Genomic DNA, 16,040 nt, shown 5'->3' on the forward strand with positions numbered 1-16,040 from the left:
AAACACAGGATACGTATTACTGGGTATTCTTATTGAAAAATTAACCGGAAACAGCTACGCAGAAGAAATTGAAAATCGGATTATTGAACCGCTTGGATTGTCGGAAACATTCCTACCTGGCAATTCAAGCGTTATTCCAGGCACCAAACATGCCCGGGGATATTCCCAACCAGACGAAGCAAGTGAGATAAAAGACGTTACTTATTATAACCCAAGTGCAGGTAGCTCGGCTGGAGATATGATTTCTACTGCTGACGACTTAAATAAATTCTTCTCTTCCCTGCTCGGTGGCAAATTACTGAAGGAACAGCTACTCAAACAAATGCTTACTACAGTTCCTACAGGAAGAGCAGGAATCGATGGATATGGTCTTGGGATCTTTGAAACTAAACTTCCAAACGGTGTCTCGATATGGGGACATACCGGTGGCATTCTAGGGTTTTCTACTATTGTTGGAGGTACACTTGGAGGCAAGCATACGTTGGTCGTCAGTTTGAACAGTTTGGGTAGAGATAACAGTCCTAATCCTTTTAAAAATATATTAATTGCTGAATTTAGCAAGTAAAGTGCAGCCCACATCTTGATGTCAAGGTGTGGGCTATTTGACGCTTATGAAGTTACTTCTGAATTATCTGAATAAGGTTGCCGCAAGTATCGTCGAAGACAGCTATGGTGAACTCCCCCATTTTTGTCGGTTCCATAGTAAACTTCACGCCGTTTTCCAACAATTGTTTATACTCTTTATGAATATCTGCAACGCCAAACATTGTTGCCGGGATACCTTCGGCAACTATTTTCTTTTGATACTCTTTGGCGGCCGGATGTTCATTCGGTTCGAGTAAAAGCTCGGTACCGTCTTGATCATCGGGAGAAACAAGCGTTATCCACCTGAATTTCCCCATGGGAACGTCCTCCTTTTTCACAAACCCCAGTGTTTCTGAATAAAACTTCAATGCCTTGTCTTGATCTTGTACGAATAGACTGGTAACAATGATTTTCATACTATTTTTGCCTCCTTTGATATAGTAGTCCTGTTCCGATTCTATAAAATTACTCCACCCATCCTTTCAGCAAATTTTTGAGTGGTTCGTTGTTGAAGATAAGCACACGATATTTTCCCTTTCGTTTTGAATTTACAAGTCCTGCATCTTCCAATGCAGAAAGATGTTTAGCGATCGCCTGTCGCGAAATGGCAAGGTCGTGCTTCGTAATGAGACGTACCGTAAGTTCATACAACGTCAGCTCGTTGCGTTCGGATAGTTCGTCTAATATAAGCCGCCGAGTCGAGTCGCCAAGGGCTTTGAATATAGCGTCTTTGTCCCAATTCATATCTCGAGTATAAGCAACCCCAAGGTTGCTTGTCAAGCATAAGCAACTGTAAAGTTGCGTGATAAAGGAAAAAACACTTACCGAAGTTTGTGTCGGCAAATGTTTTAACAGTCAATCTGGTCTTGAGCTCTCCCTTCTTTCTCAAGACGCAGGGTGATGTGTGATTTTTTTCAAATTTCATACGCTTACAGCCAATGGTAGCCGATAGCCTTCAGCCATTCGCGGGCAATGATCATGTGTCCGGTTTGCGTCGGATGGACCCGATCTGCAGCTAGCTCAAGGGAATAATGATGCTTCAGATGCCTATCGAAAGCAGATTGAACATCGATCAAACGAGTGCCTTGTCGTTCACTGATCCGCTTCACGGCCGCTCCGTACTGCAATATCATGCTTCGAAGCGGGTCACCGGAGCTGCTCTCGATGAAGAACGGCGTCATCAAAATCACCTCTTGGACGCCGGACGCCTTTGTTTCCGCGACTAGTGCTTCAAGCGTCTGCTCATATTCTTCGAGCGAAACATGGCATTCTTTGATATGTCTACGATTATAGTGCCGCATAATATCGTTAATGCCAATCATGACCGAAACCCAGTCGGGCTGCAGGTCTATCACGTCAGTCTGCCAGCGCACCCGAAGCTCTCTTATAGTATCTCCGCTTATCCCCATGTTGATCGTCCGTACATCTTGTTCCGGATAAGTCGATTCAAGCAGAGCATTGATGTGGGAGACATAGCCATTCCCCAATGCATCACCTTTGCCTTCACCAAATGGGCGAACCCGTTCACAATCGGTAATCGAGTCACCGATCATGATCAGTTTTGTACCCTTAGGTATCATTGATTCGCCGCTCCTTTTCTATACTTACGAATGAATGACACCGCTCTGAGGATATCCCTCTCAGGATCATCTCCAACCTCCCTTTCGACGGTAAGATAACCACCATATCCGATGTCCTGCAAAGCAGCGAAATAAGCATCAAAATCCACTTCGCCCTCCCCTAACGGAAGTTCCCGGAATAACTCGCCTGTACTAACAAGTTTCGCAATATTTTGATGATCCAAAGGTTTGTACCCTATCGCTCCATAAATAACCCGCGGATCTACAGACTGAAGCCGGATTCCATCCTTCACATGTGTGTGTACAATATAGTCTTTCAAAAGGTGTACACCTTTCACCGGATCATCCCCAGTAACCATGACCATATTAGCAGGATCAAAATTTACAGCTACACCTTTACCTCCCAGCGTATCAAGAAATGTTTTGAGCTGAGCAGCTGTTTCAGGTCCCGTCTCCACTGCAAAATAACCTTTCACCTTCGAAGCGTATTCACAAAGCTCCGCACAAGCCTCTTGCATAATCCTATACACCGGATCCGTCGGGTCTTCCGGTACGATTCCGATATGGGTCGTAACGACATTACATCCCAAATCCATAGCAAGATCCAGAATACGTTTGGACTTCTCGATCTTGGACGGATTCTCAACGTGATCCTGGAAACCATGACCTCCCAGGTCCCCGCACAATGCCGAAACCTCCAGACCCATACCAGCGATGGTTCCTTTCAACTCCTTACGGCTATTGAAAGAGAGGTTACCCGGATCCATTTCACCGGAAACCGCCCATATTTGAACACCTTCTGCCCCTGTTTCCTGCGCCTTGTTAAGGCCTTCTCTTACTCCGGCCCCGAAGCAGTCAATGATGACGCCGATTTTATTCGTCAGTGATAATGCCACCGGACACCCTCCTATTCTACTGAAATCCAAGCTCCTGCCTGGGCTGCGGATTTCGCTTCTGCCTGGACTACAGCCAACGTAGCAGCAGTGCTCTCCGGTGTACAAACCTGGATCGGTTGATCTTTGATAACGGCGTTCAGGAAATAGACCAGTTCTCCGTAGTAGCCGCTGTCGGAGGAAAGCTCCGGTACGAACCCGGGGGCATCATTGGGGTTGACCTTTACTGTGGAACCGTCAAAGGTGATATTGCCGCGTTCAAAATTCACCCGATAACCCATATAGAAGCCGAAATCCCCTTCTAGCGTCCAGTCCGCTTGGGCGTTGATCACTTTGCCGTCCAGGTAATAGTAGTGGCTTGATACCAGGTCTTGGCCTGCCCCTGGAATCACATTCCGGCCTAAAGTTGACACCTTGGATGGCTTGCCAAACAGGTATTGAATCATATCAGTGTCGTGGATATGCATATCCAGCAAACACCCTCCGCTCAACGTCTCATCCAGGAACCACCCCTGCGGGGAACCTGAGCCCCTGTAGAAATAACCTTCGGTAACGGCGCCGTAACGGCGGTCTTCGACGCACTGCTTCAGGTACTCATAACCTGGCCAAAAGCGCAGGCACTGCCCAATCATCAGCTTATTGCCGGTCCTGACGGCGGTCTCGGCCATTTTCCCGGCATCCTCCGCGTTCAGGGCCATTGGCTTCTCACACATCACATGGTAACCTTTTTCCAGCAAAAAGCAGCTCATCTCGGCATGCAGGTAGGTAGGCACAGCCAGATCGATCATGTCCAGTTCTTCGGCTGCGATCATTTTCTCAAAATGGTCATACAGATTGTAAGGGGTCAGATCATACACTTCCTGCGACGTAGACATGTTGCCGCTCGCTTTACCGTCCTTTAGCTCGTCGATCCGAATGTCGCAGATCGCTTTCAGTCCAATGGGATATCCTTCCGAAATCAGACGGATATAGTTGTCGAAATGCATACGCCCCATAAACCCGAATCCGATTAATCCAATTTTCAACATAGGTTGGAATCCTCCTAAGAAAGTTATAGTGCGTTCCGGCCCAGGATAACATCCATTGAAGCGGAGGTATTATAAATGATCTGCTCCGTATGATACGTGTAGTTCGGTATCATCTCGGCCGCCGCGTATCCGTCATAGCCGATTTCCCTGAAGGCCGCCATCACCGCGGGGTAATCCACATCGCCTGCGAGCAAATCGACAAACCCGTGTAGTCCACCCGCTTGACGTCGGTAATCCTTGAAATGAACCTTCTTGATGCGACTGCCCAGGATGCGGATCCAATGCTCCGGATAGCCGGAATGCACGACGTTGCCCACATCAAAGTAAGAGCCAATGAACGGGGAGCCGATGGAATCGATAAATTGGCGCAGCTCTAGCGGTGAGAGCAGGAACTTGTTCCAAACGTTCTCGATGCCGATGGATACGCCGGTCTGCTCCGCAAAGGGAGCCAGCCTGCTGATGGATTCCTGGGCGCGTTCATATGCTTTGTCGTATTCGATCACACCGCAGCCCGGGATAAAATCCACGCCGACTGCACCCGGAATGACCAGGATCGTATCCGCTCCCAAAACCGCTGCCGTCTCCAGCTGTTTTTTGCAAATATCCATGGCCTTCGTTCGGGTCGCTTCCGATTCGCTGGTCATCCAATGGGCCCAATACAGGCCTGTAGCCAAACCGCTGATCTCCAATCCCAGGTCCATGATTTGATGGCGAAGCGCCAACGCTTCCTGTCCCGTGGTCTCCAGCCCCAACTCTCCAGACTCATTCAGCGAAAGTTCAATGCCGTCGAATCCTGCCTTTTTAGCCAACTTCGCACATTCCAAAACCGGCTTTCCGTCCGGAAATGACCAAATGTTAATCCCCTTCTTCATATCCATCCCTCCAACTAATTTGTGTTATTCCGTAATCCAACGATATAAACTTTGGGTTGTTACTATTCCTTGTTACCTGTATTATATAGGATTAATGAGATAGTTTATTTAGCAAAGGAAGTCACTTTTTGCACGATTCCGTTATTTGAATAACTTATTAGCAAAGGAGCTGCCAGCAGTGAATCATAGGCCCATCCCTCTTCCGGTTCGCAAGCTTGTTCCGTTTCAAGAGTGGTCCCCCGCCATTCATTACGCGCAGTTCCAGACTGTCGCGCCCCGCTTGTTTCCGGGAAGGAGGCTGTATGACTTTGAAATTTTATATGTTTGCCATGGCACATTGTCCGTTGCGATGGAGCATATAACGTATACGTTATCTCCGGGTCAGCTCATCGTTTTGCCTTCCGGCGTGTACCACGAGAATGTTACGCTTGCCGTTCCTACAACCAAGCTGATCGGGATCCATTTTGACTTTCTCGGAGAATTGAACATCAACAGGGAGGAAGATATGGTCGTCAATGAGGAAGAAGTGATGGGAGAGAAGTTTGCGGTGGAAGCAGTAGACCAGACCTGCTCGCCTCTGACGGAGGAGCCGGTGTACAACGCTTCTCACGAATGCGTCCAGTCCATGGAGAACCTGATCCACGAGTTTTCGATGCGCCCCCTGGGCTACCAGTTGGTGTGCAGAGGGCTTATGCTGAATATTCTGGCTTATCTGATCCGATCCCAGGTATACCGGAGAATCAGCGGCGCGTCGGTACATGGTCAGAAGGTCAAGGAGCTTATGCTTGATATGGAGAAGGTTCCCGCCGCAGCTTGGACCAATTCTATCATCGCGGAGCGTCTGGGGATGAGCGGGGACTATACCTCCAAGCTGTTCCGGCAGATCGCAGGCATTCCACCCGGCGAATATTTGCGTTCCATCCGGCACCGGGAAGCCCGCAAGCTGCTGCAAGAGACCGATTGGCCCATTGAACGTATAGGGGAACTAGTGGGGTACCCTGATATCCACTATTTCAGCCGGGTGTTTACCGCTACCGAAGGCATCTCACCGCGGGGGTACCGGAAGCTGTCACGCGTGCTGTAGCCCAAATAAAAAAGTCCTTGATTATCAAGGACTTTTTCGGATTACCTATTTTTTTAATCCCAAGCAATATTACAAAAGCTTCCCTTTTCAGCGGATTCATTCGCTTTCAAACATAATAATGCACTAAGCAGACCATCATCCAACGGGGTTGCAGACTTCTCTTCCCCGCGTATAACCTTCAGATAATTACTTATCAGCTGTTGATCCCCTCCGCCATGACCGTCATAAGCATCCAAATCAAGCTTATGCGTCTCCACCCGGGGTTCATGATGCATAAATACCTTCAGCTCGCCTGTATACCAGTCAAATTCAAGAGTTCCTTTGTATCCCAGCAGTCTTGCTCCCCTTCTCGCTGCTCCCCGGCGGGCGAAGAAATTTTGCGAATAGTTCACATGCATACCCGACTCATACCGTATCAGTGCGCTCCCGGAATCCTCGTTGCCGGTGTCTTCAGCAAAGCAGCAGTATTCGCCCAAATCATGATGGAGCGCACTGTCCGGACAAGTATGTTTCTCCTCACAATTCCTGCACATGAGCTGAGCGGGTTTGTTCCCTTTAAAAATCTGCTTTGATTTCATTGCACATATGGAAACAGGCTTAAGACCGACTAAGTAGTTAATATAATCGAAATCATGTGTCGCTTTCTGAAGAAACAGTCCTCCTGTAATGCTCTCGTCTCTGTACCAGCTCTGATAATAGACCGTTCCGTAGGGGACATCATTCACGGCTTGAACATGCTCAACAGTGCCTATTTTCCCCGAATCAATAATTTCTTTAGCCAATTTAATCAGCGGAGTATTCCTTAGCGGAAACGAGACAACAACCTGGGATTGAGAAGCTTCGTATCCCGCTTTTAATCTGAATAAATCTGCGTAAGTTGTTGCAACCGGTTTTTCAAGAAATAACGTTAAGTTGCGTTCCAGTACTTTAAGCGCCATTTCCGTATGCAGATCACACCGGGTACCGACTACAACACCGTCTAATTGGGCGGAATCAAGCATTTCTTCCACAGTGTCATAAAATAGTATAGGTGCTGATTCTTCTTTCAGCTGCGCTCTGATTTGTTCTTTCCTGTGATCCGCAATAGCAACGAACTGACTATCAGGATCCAATTTTGGCAGATAGCCCATCAGACTGCTGGCCCTCTGCCCGTATCCGACAACTCCAATTCTCATCCTTTTCCCCCCGAGCCAGGCAATTCAATCCATCGATAGGGCGTTTGCATGGCTTTATATCCATACTCAATCAAAGTAATGACTAGAATCGTCTCCTCAGCTTGGACCGTGGGTGTACCGGTATTGAAAAAAAGTACCAAATCATCGATAAAAGCTGCAAAGAAGTCCGCTTCCGCCGTAATTCTGGCAGATTGACCGCTCCCATATTGCAGGGTTAGTAGAAACGGGCTGTTTTGAATATGCAGAAAAGTGGCTTGCCGTCCATGCGTGAACTCGATCAACAAGGAAGGTGCCAGTACCGTACCAACGGACATCACCCGTTTCGCGCCGACACCCATCAGTGATACAACCGGCTCAATCTGATGAACGGCATAATTGGAATATTGGCCTGGTCCTTGACTGAATAACGTATCAATCCCCATACCGCGGGCCTCCGCATATTCAGGAGCAAACCGCAAAGCTGAAGAAGAATAAAGCGGCGTGTGATGTTTCGCTGCCCTTTCGAACATTTTTATCGCGGTCTCCCGATCGGGAGCGAAGGTTTTATCCACGTATGTGGGTTTGCCGGACTGCAAAGGAAGTAAGGACAGTTCTTCATGGAATTCCGGGTGATCGGGTGACAACACAATTAAATAATCGCTGTTGTCTATGACCGCTTGAATCGTAGGCAGCAGCTCGATATTCATGTCGCGGCACCATACGGCATTTGCCCTCCCGTTCGGTGCATCCACTTTACCGTAAGCACAGGTTACCTTCATCGTTCCACCGGATGACCGCTCGATCCAATCCGGGTACTGGTTGGCATGCCATTCATCGAGAAAATAGTCGATAAAACCAATTTTTTTCATTTCGCATCCTCCATGGCGCTTTCGTATACAATCTCTCTATTTAATTCGGATGAATCATATATGCCCTGGATAATACGTGAGGAGAGAATCACGGTATCGATATGGGAAGCCAGCTTCTCACCGGTACGGATACACTCCAGGAAGGAGTCAATCTCGTCTTGGAACATCTCATCTGATTTGTAGGTAGGCGTTGTCTCAAGCAATACACCATCCTTCGCTCCGTACACTTTAAAGCCTTTGCCATATTGCAGACGAATTCCAGCCTTGCTCCCGAGTAGGTCGATGTACATTTCTTCTGAGCCGATATTTTGCGCCCAAGCGCCATTTAATGAAATCGTCGGACCTTCCGTTCTGATCAGGGCCGTCACGAAATCGTCCACGTCATAAGTCCCGGAATAGTTCGGAGGACCGGCCCACATGTTGATATAGGAATAATCCGGTATATCCAAACCTAATTTACTGTATGTCTGTCCGGATACCGTCATCGGCAGCGGGTCACCCAAGCAATACATGACAATATCGAGGAAATGAACGCCCCAGTCTATCAGTGCACCGCCCCCTGCGATAGATTTGGTCGTGAATGCACCCCCCAGTCCCGGAATCGAACGTTGGGACCTGAAGCTGACGTAAACATGGTAGACCTCGCCAAGCTCTCCATTTGTGATCAACTTTTTGATCAGATTAACGCCCGTATTAAATCGGTTCACAACACCTATATTCAACACACGTCCGGTTTCATGCTGGACCTTCTGCATCTCTAACGCTTCAGCATAAGTTCTTGCAGCAGGTTTCTCACAAAGTACGTTCTTGCCGGCACGTAAGCAATTAATGGAGATAGCCGCATGTCCATCATTCGGTGTACAGACGGATACCGCTTCAATCTCCGGGTCATTCAGGGCAATGCGGTAATCCTCAATCGCTTCCCCGCAGCTGTAGTCAAGCACGGCTTTATCCGCCTTTTCTTTAATGATATCGCAGAAATACTTAATTTCGGCGTTGGGGTTGGCCAGATAGGATGGAATATGCGAAGCGTTGGCAATGCTGCCGCATCCGATGATGGCAACTTTTATTTTGGACAATGGATGTTCCTCCCCAGGATAACTAAATTTAGATTGATCACTTCAGTTGAAGGGTCATACTCGAGCTGGAAGTAACGCCTGCCGTATTCACCAATTCGCAGTAGTATTCATAGGTGCCGGCAACTTTTCCTGAAATTGCTGTCACTGCCTTCTGCGTATTCGGAGAAGCTGCGTTTAAATTCTGCGAATCTATCAGCACCCCGTTCTCATACAACCGATATGCGGTTGCATTCGTCCCCCACCACATGTTCATGGTTACGTCGTAATTCCCGTCTCCGTCCCAGTTGTTATGGGACAACACTGGGTGGCCCGGAGATGCATCCGTAATAACAACGGCAAGCGGATCGCATTTGGTTGTGCCAAAGCTATTGGTCAGCTCGCACGAATACGTGTAGGTTCCGTTAGCCTTGCCCGAAACAGCCGTCCTCGTGACCTGAGCATCCGGAGAAGCATCGGTCAGCTTCTCCGAGGTGATCAGGACACCATTCTCGTAAAGCTGAAACCGTGTGCCATTGTTCCCCGACCACATGTTCATCGTGATGAGGTAGTCCCCGTCTTTCAGTCCTGTGGCGTAGCCGCTATCACTCGAAAGCACGGGTTTGCCCGGAACTCCTGTTGCAGAAGGAAGGGCATTAACCGTAACTTCTGCCTGTGGACGAATGGATGTACCCGCAACCGTTCCTTGTACCGTAAAGGTATTCTCCGCAGCATATTGCGAAGGGCTGATGCTGTCCCAATCAACGTTGACCTCCGCCAAGGATTGATTGCTATAAACCGCCGTTACCACTGACGGCATGACCGGCGCCGTACCTGCACTTGTGGAAACCACTACCGGCTGGAAGCTGACGATGGATGTCTTTTTACCATATAGGGCCAATTCAATGAGGGTGGTCCATGTACTGTACGGACCGTTGTTGCCTTTTCCAATAAATTTCACATACCGTGCAGGCACCGGATCGAAGCGGAATTGCTGCATATCCCCAGACGCACCGCTGCTTGACCCGCTATATACTGTTGTAAAATTAATACCGTCAGTCGATACCGCAATATCGAAGTAATTCTTCCGAACCGCCCCGTTAGCGAATAATAGGTCGACTCTGTCGACACTTTTGATATCACCCAGATCATACTTTGCCCAGATACCTATTCCCTCCGCTGCCCATGACGTAGTCAAGTTCCCGTCGATGGTCCTTGTCGCTGGGCCGCCGCTTTCATCGCTGGAGGTAACAGCTGAGATATCGAGCATGGGTATCAGGACAATGTCACTCACCAAGTCTCTGTCTGAAAGATGGACAGATTGCGAAAATTTATCTGTCCTGTCATAAGCAACAGTTATGAGATAATTCCCGCTTGGCAGCTTATCCGCTGTATAGCGCCCTTCCACGTCTGAAATCACAGACTTGACGAGAAAACCTTCGGCCGTTCTTACTGCTACGGTCGCATGGGCCGCAGGATCGCCGCCTTCCTTGCTGACGGTGCCGCTTATTTGATATAAATTCTGCAAGGTAACCGTAACCGAAGGTCCGGTATCGGACAAAGTGCCGGATTTATCCACTGCCTCGATCCGGAAGTTGTGCAACCCCGATGCCATAGGGTTCAAAGTAATGCTGTTTTTGCTACCTGGCACTGATTTTACGAACTTACCGCTATCGAAGATTTTGTATTCGGCAACCGTATCGTTTGATTCCACTCCTGACCAGTTCAGGGTTACCGTATCTAACGTGATATCGGATGCGGCAAGATTCCCGTTCGTCCATACAGGCCGCTGCATGAGCGGAAGTTCTTGATTAGCCTTCCACTCCAGTGTATAGGTTCCGGCAGGACCATTAAAGCTTAGAACGCCGCCCTCTTCGGAGACTAGGATCTGTGACTCTGCGGTTTGATCGCCTCTCTTAACAGTCCAGTAACCTGCCACGAGATCGGTTACCACATATTGGAGATGATCTTCATCTCCGCTGATATTTAGGGTGACCTCGCCATTTAAACGCTCACCGCTCTTGCTGAATAATGCAACTCTATCTGCAATTTTGACGCCCACCATATCTCCGGAGTCAATCATTTCCGTAGCAAGCGGTGAAGGACCTCCCACATTGTCCATAACCTGCATGACATTCAAGAAACTATCATTCTCTTCCGCATTGCTTGGGGAGATTTGTACTCTCCATGCACCGGGTTCAAGACCGCTTTTACCTGACTCCGTACTCGGATGATTTTTACCGGATACGGAATACTCATTGCCTGGTCCGCCTACTTTTTCAATAGTGAGGTTATCCTTCAGAGGAAGCAGGGTGGTGTTGACCAGTTTCCCGTTATAACCATACACACTCCTTGTAATGGTGGTGACATTCTCATTCACCTCTGGTTTCTCTTCGCTGTGCAGCAGCCAGTATTTCTTGAAATCCTTGTTCGTCGAATGAACCCTGTCGTATACGATCATCGCCGCCGGGTGGGTGTTATCTTTGAGATTTAGGAATACAAAAGAGCGCATATATTTCGAAACCTTGTCATTGTCTCTGTCTTTATCTTTATTATATGCTTTTGTCAAATCTCCTTTCAGATAAGTGAAGTCAGGTTTTATCGGATCAGGGCCGAATTGATGTCCCTTAATATCCGCCATCTTGTACTCCTCGGTGAGCAGTTCTCCTAAATCTTTTGGCTCTTTCCCAAGGTTAGGCCATTGTACTCCGCCATCATTGGAAAGCGATTGTGCCCACAGATCCCATTTTTCATTGGGGTCATAGATCAGCATGGAGTTATGCGCTATCGTCCGTTTATAGTAATTTAAATCATGCTCAGAGCCATAGCCTCCATAGACTCCGGAATCGACCGCAAGCGAACCTTTGTAATAAATTTGGAAGGCTCCCTGATCCAGATGGTCATGATTATTGGTGTGGTATTCGCCAACTTTCATCTCTGCCACCACGTCGGGTGAGTCAATTCCCGTATTCCAGCCGGTTCTTGCTACCATGGAGCCTATCGGGGTACCGAAATACCGGGTGAGTGAGAGCTCACTCAGTGGCTTGCTTGGGAGATCAGGGTCGTTGAACAAAAGTACAAGGACTGGATCTACATTCCAATCTTCCTGAGAATATTCCATCTTGAATGCTTCCTTGAAGTATGGATCTTTGTAATAGTCCGCCGTATACAGGAATGTGCTCGGTTGCCCTACAAATTCCCCCCTGTTACGAACTACCCACGAATCTCCGTCCCTGAGCAAATCACCGTCCGGAGTGCGGGTGTATATGGTTCTGTACGGAACATCCCCCATATTTCTATTAAAGACATCAGGGTATCCCATTCGGGCGTATATCAGATTTGCTATCGCTTCAAAAGCATACCTGCCTTGCCCGTACGAGTCCCCTTGATAGTGCATGCCGGCTTTAAACAACTCTGCCCGCGAAGGTACAAACTCCTTCAACAGGATTTGAGTAGCATCATTATACATGGAGGTTTTCTCGTCATAAATCGCTACGCCTGCACTGAGCAAATCCCTCAAGATGTGACTTTCAGCCCGATTCCCGGTAATGGAACCGCCAACGTCTGGAACCAAAGGGTATTTAGTTAGCGTATGATCTGTGGCCATTCTTTCAAATTCCGAGATAAAAGTATCCTTATCATCGGCAGTCAGCAGGTTGTAGCACCAGTCATAGACCATCGCGCCTGCAGTTATCGTCTCGCCTGCATGTCCGGATGTTTTTGAAATGTCTTTTGATTCAAAGGAAGCGAAAAAGTTTATCATCATTTTGATGGCTTCTTTGCCATTGGCATCATCCTGGTTAAGTACGGACAGAAGCGCTTTGGCTTTGATGGACAACAGAATTTTTTCATCATAATTTCCAAATCCTGTTCCAGCCGTGGGGGGCAATACACCACTGTGTACTTCTTTGCTCGCATTGTCTACCTTTTCCCAGTAAGAAGCCATCTCCGGCTTGGCAAGCTTCACCTTCAGTGCAGGGATATCCTGTGCCCTTATCAATAAACGGGGATGCTCCGGAGGCGGCTTCAGCAGCGATACCGGGTTCCCAATTTCCACGGTTTCAGAAGGTCCGCCCGTAGATTGGTTACCCTCGTTGTCCATCGCCTCCACGTTGTACTTATGCACCCCTTTGGTGAGATTGCTAAGGGTAATCGTGTGAATATCCCCTGTGGTTGAACCAACCTTGACATTCCCCTCGTAAATCCCATATTCCGTTATGGTGCCTAGATCGTCCGTTGCATCCGGCCAAGTGAGCTTTACACTCTCTGAAGTTAAATTTGTTGCGGTCAATGTCCCGTCCGACCAAATAGGTGCTGTATTATTCAGAGTAAGGTAATCGATATAATAAATTCCCTTATTGTTTTGGGGAAGATAAAGTACTTTGGTTAGTTCACCTGCCCCCGCTTTGATATTTAATCCCTTTAGGGTGTAAGTACCCGTTGCCTTATTAAGATTGGTGTCTCCGCTTCCACTTGATTTATAAGCATCGCTTATGACCGTCATGTCATATTTCCCTAGACTTACATCAAAATCCAGCCTTATGGTCACCCATTGGCCAATCAAATTGGCGGAAGGCATGTTGATCACAGCGGTAGAATCTGTGATATTTCTCCATACGCCGCCTGTATAAGCAAGTTTGGCAGCGATATTCATTTTGTCGTCAGTCACGGCAATATTGAAATGCTGGTCCGAAGTATCTTCATATTTTTCAATACGAAGCTTCGTCTCCAGTGTGAACTTTCCGGTCTGTGGGCTAATCGTTCGAGTAGCCGTGGCGGCCGGCCGGTATACATCACTCGGATCATAGTCGTTATCCGTAAGCTTCATACTCTTATTCTCCGGTGCAGGATCTTCGGCAATTTCTACGGTCCCAAAACGTGAATCAACGGCCCAACCCCCTCCGGTTGTTTTGGGTCCGGTCGGTTCAGTGTTGAAACTGTCAGTGAACGTATTGCTGTCAGCTCTGGCAGTTGAAGGCGTTATAATCCAGGAATAACCAGAACAAACGATAAGGAACATCAGAAGATAGTTGACGATTTTTTTACCCTTTATCATCTCAGGTTCACCTCTTCCCTTAGAATAAAATCCCTTATTCATATCAACCTTTGACCGATCCAAGCAACGCTCCTTGCTCAAAATGCTTTTGAATGAAAGGGTACACCATTATAATAGGCAAGCTGCCCAGCAGAATGAGGGCATACTTTAGAGACTCCAGCACAACCGTCCGTCCTGAAGCCACGGAAGTTTCAAGAACGTCCCCGCTTTGACCTACGACCACCAGATTACGGATCATCAACTGTAGCGGAAACAAGTTCGAATCCCGTAATAACAGAAGCGCTGCAGAAAAACTATTCCATATTTCCACTGCATAGAAGAGCCCTACTGTCATAAGCACAGGTTTGGATAATGGAATAATAATGTAAGGAAGCAGTCCGAAATCCGATAAACCGTCAATTCGTCCAGACTCCTCTATTTCAACCGGAATACCCTGAAAAAAGGTGCGCATAACGATTAAATTATACGTATTGATGGCACTCGGCAGCACCATGGCCCATATAGTATCCATTAAACCGTAAGACTTCATGACCAGATAAAAGGGAATCATCCCGCCATTGAACATGATGGTGAAAACGATGATCAGCATGACGGGTTTCCCGAATATCAGTGATTTTCTGGATAACGCGTAAGCGCCCAAGATGGTGAGGATCATCGATATACAGCATCCGAGCACGAGATACAGCAAGGTGTTTCGATAGCCAATCCACAACCTTTCATCACCAATTGCAGCCCCTATCGCATCCCATTGCAAACCTCTTGGCCATAATCCGACTTCGTTCCGAATTACATGTTCAGGTGAACTTAGAACGACTGACGCCATATGAATAAAGGGAAACAACGATGCGAACGCAACAAACCCCAGCAAGAGAAAGTTGACAATATCAAAGAATCTGATCTGGCCACGTTTTACCATAAGCTAGTCTCACCCACTTTACGGCTGACTTTGTTCGCGGTGTAAATTAATATTAAAGAAATGACAGCCATCGATAGGTCGATAGCCGAAGCATAACTGTAGCTGCCTCCAATGATACCGGTGCGGTACACATAAGTAGAGATAATATCCGACGTTTCAAGGGTAGCCACGTTACCAAGAAGAAATGCCTTATCGAAGCTTAGCTCCAGGATACCGCCAAGCTGTAAAATAAATACAATAACCATAGCGGGTACAATGCCGGGCAGCGTAACATGAATCGTCTGCTTCCACCTTCCCGCTCCGTCCATCCTCGCTGCCTCATACAGTTGGGGATCAATCGAGGCCAAAGCTGCCAGATAGATGATCGTACTAAAGCCTACTTGCTGCCAAATATCCGAAGCAATGTAGATGGTGCGGAACCATTCCGCTTTTTGCAGAAAATAGATGGGTTCAACTCCCAGCCATTTGATCATTTGATTGATCCAACCGGTGCTTGGTGACAATAGCATGATTAAAATACTCGATATGACGACTTGGGACATGAAAAAAGGCATGTAACTAACGGTTTGCACAAACCTTCTGTACCTTTTCCAGCGCATTAAATAGAACAATACAGCCAACATAATTGGGGTCGGGTATAAAAATAAAAATCGATACATTCCCAGTAGAAGCGTATTTCGGATGATATTCCATGCATCCGGATTTTGGAGAAACCACCTATAATACTTCAGTCCGACCCACTCACTTGCCCATACGCCTTTGAACAGATTGTAATCCTTAAAAGAAATCACGATCCCGAACATCGGTACATACTTAAATAGGATATAGTAGAGCAACACAGGAGCTAATAGCAGAAGATATATGCGGTCTCGCTTCAATCGCTTGAAGACAGTTGGTTTCAAAAATAGTTCTCCTCCTGATGTTGCAACAGGGCATCCCCTGATCATG

The 16,040-nt window shown here is 47.5% G+C and carries 14 protein-coding genes; 2 read left to right on the forward strand and 12 right to left on the reverse strand.

Annotated elements, in window-relative coordinates:
- Positions 1 to 565, forward strand: a 565-nt coding sequence (locus IEY53_RS01760; RefSeq protein WP_189021897.1) for a serine hydrolase domain-containing protein, incomplete at its 5' end; no start/stop codon positions are given.
- A 52-nt stretch (positions 566 to 617) separates the two neighbouring features.
- Here IEY53_RS01760 and glxB read toward each other — a convergent pair.
- The 6 genes from glxB to IEY53_RS01790 form a co-directional block, all read right to left on the reverse strand.
- Positions 618 to 1,001 carry a methylglyoxalase gene (glxB, locus tag IEY53_RS01765; RefSeq protein WP_189021898.1) on the reverse strand — a complete coding sequence of 128 codons (384 nt, stop codon included), beginning with the start codon at positions 999 to 1,001 and terminating at the stop codon, positions 618 to 620.
- A gap of 49 nt (positions 1,002 to 1,050) precedes the next feature.
- Positions 1,051 to 1,329, reverse strand: coding sequence for an ArsR/SmtB family transcription factor (locus IEY53_RS01770; protein WP_189021899.1), 279 nt, complete (start codon positions 1,327 to 1,329; stop codon positions 1,051 to 1,053).
- Positions 1,330 to 1,514: 185 nt separating this feature from the next.
- Complete coding sequence (locus tag IEY53_RS01775) at positions 1,515 to 2,165, reverse strand: SGNH/GDSL hydrolase family protein (RefSeq protein WP_189021900.1); 651 nt, start codon at positions 2,163 to 2,165, stop codon at positions 1,515 to 1,517.
- Positions 2,162 to 3,061 carry a sugar phosphate isomerase/epimerase family protein gene (locus tag IEY53_RS01780; RefSeq protein WP_189021901.1) on the reverse strand — a complete coding sequence of 300 codons (900 nt, stop codon included), beginning with the start codon at positions 3,059 to 3,061 and terminating at the stop codon, positions 2,162 to 2,164. The genes IEY53_RS01775 and IEY53_RS01780 overlap by 4 nt, the downstream gene beginning before the upstream one ends.
- An 11-nt stretch (positions 3,062 to 3,072) precedes the next feature.
- Positions 3,073 to 4,086 (reverse strand): Gfo/Idh/MocA family protein, encoded by a 1,014-nt coding sequence (locus IEY53_RS01785; RefSeq protein ID WP_189021902.1) that lies wholly within the window; start codon positions 4,084 to 4,086, stop codon positions 3,073 to 3,075.
- 23 nt (positions 4,087 to 4,109) lie between these two features.
- On the reverse strand, positions 4,110 to 4,958 hold the full coding sequence (locus tag IEY53_RS01790; protein WP_189021903.1) for a sugar phosphate isomerase/epimerase family protein: 849 nt from the start codon (positions 4,956 to 4,958) through the stop codon (positions 4,110 to 4,112).
- A 178-nt stretch (positions 4,959 to 5,136) separates the two neighbouring features.
- Between IEY53_RS01790 and IEY53_RS01795 the strand changes: the two genes are divergently transcribed.
- On the forward strand, positions 5,137 to 6,042 hold the full coding sequence (locus tag IEY53_RS01795) for an AraC family transcriptional regulator (protein WP_189021904.1): 906 nt from the start codon (positions 5,137 to 5,139) through the stop codon (positions 6,040 to 6,042).
- A gap of 53 nt (positions 6,043 to 6,095) precedes the next feature.
- On the opposite strand, the gene IEY53_RS01800 is transcribed toward IEY53_RS01795, so the two are convergent.
- Genes IEY53_RS01800 through IEY53_RS34885 form a run of 6 tightly spaced genes read right to left on the reverse strand, consistent with a single transcriptional unit; the run spans position 6,096 to position 16,039 of the window.
- Positions 6,096 to 7,217 carry a Gfo/Idh/MocA family protein gene (locus IEY53_RS01800; RefSeq protein ID WP_189021905.1) on the reverse strand — a complete coding sequence of 374 codons (1,122 nt, stop codon included), beginning with the start codon at positions 7,215 to 7,217 and terminating at the stop codon, positions 6,096 to 6,098.
- Positions 7,214 to 8,065 carry a Gfo/Idh/MocA family oxidoreductase gene (locus IEY53_RS01805; protein ID WP_189021906.1) on the reverse strand — a complete coding sequence of 284 codons (852 nt, stop codon included), beginning with the start codon at positions 8,063 to 8,065 and terminating at the stop codon, positions 7,214 to 7,216. The genes IEY53_RS01800 and IEY53_RS01805 overlap by 4 nt, the downstream gene beginning before the upstream one ends.
- Positions 8,062 to 9,144, reverse strand: a complete 1,083-nt coding sequence (locus IEY53_RS01810) for a Gfo/Idh/MocA family protein (protein ID WP_189021907.1) — start codon at positions 9,142 to 9,144, stop codon at positions 8,062 to 8,064. The genes IEY53_RS01805 and IEY53_RS01810 overlap by 4 nt, the downstream gene beginning before the upstream one ends.
- Before the next feature lie 37 nt (positions 9,145 to 9,181).
- Positions 9,182 to 14,176 (reverse strand): heparin/heparin-sulfate lyase HepB, encoded by a 4,995-nt coding sequence (gene hepB / locus IEY53_RS01815; protein ID WP_189021908.1) that lies wholly within the window; start codon positions 14,174 to 14,176, stop codon positions 9,182 to 9,184.
- Between the two features lie 43 nt (positions 14,177 to 14,219).
- Positions 14,220 to 15,092, reverse strand: coding sequence for a carbohydrate ABC transporter permease (locus IEY53_RS01820; RefSeq protein WP_189021909.1), 873 nt, complete (start codon positions 15,090 to 15,092; stop codon positions 14,220 to 14,222).
- Positions 15,086 to 16,039, reverse strand: a complete 954-nt coding sequence (locus IEY53_RS34885; protein ID WP_189021910.1) for an ABC transporter permease — start codon at positions 16,037 to 16,039, stop codon at positions 15,086 to 15,088. The genes IEY53_RS01820 and IEY53_RS34885 overlap by 7 nt, the downstream gene beginning before the upstream one ends.
- Between the last annotated feature and the right edge of the window lies 1 nt (position 16,040).

The organism is Paenibacillus albidus, assembly GCF_014644435.1.
Classification (GTDB): domain Bacteria; phylum Bacillota; class Bacilli; order Paenibacillales; family Paenibacillaceae; genus Paenibacillus_AQ; species Paenibacillus_AQ albidus.